At 56.9% G+C, this 487-nt stretch carries 1 pseudogene; it reads right to left on the reverse strand.

From position 1 onward, the window contains the following. Positions 1-443, reverse strand: a pseudogene (locus tag KY389_RS15075) (IS5 family transposase); the annotation flags it as partial. Between the last annotated feature and the right edge of the window lie 44 nt (positions 444-487).

Here is a 487-nt window from a genome sequence, read left to right on the forward strand (position 1 = left end):
CGGCATGCGGCAAACCTTGAGTATCGACCGCAATGTGCCGCTTGATCCCCGATACTTTCTTGCCCGCGTCGTAGCCTTTCTGCCTGGCACTATCGGTGTTCTTGACGCTCTGCGCGTCCACGATCAAGAACCTGCTGCAAGCGTTGCGCCCCTGTCTCTCGCGGGCCGCGCCAACCTGATTTTTTAAGCGCCTGCTCAAGCAGGCTACCGCTGTCACGCGGCTCACTCCAGATGGTGAAATACGAGTGCACGGTGCGCCACTTCGGGAAATCACTTGGCAAGGCACGCCACTGGCAGCCTGTTCGCAACAGGTACAGTACAGCGCAGAAGACGTCGTACAGACCCACTCTCCGCGGGGCGGTCTTTTTCCGAGCACTTTCCAACAGGGGACGGAGGTGCTCGAACTGGTCACGACTGATGTCGCTGGGGTAACGATGTCTCATACTCGTATTATCTGCTATTCCACAGAGACTATGAACAGGTTATT

The organism is Paracoccus bogoriensis, assembly GCF_019431455.1.
Taxonomy (GTDB): domain Bacteria; phylum Pseudomonadota; class Alphaproteobacteria; order Rhodobacterales; family Rhodobacteraceae; genus Paracoccus; species Paracoccus bogoriensis.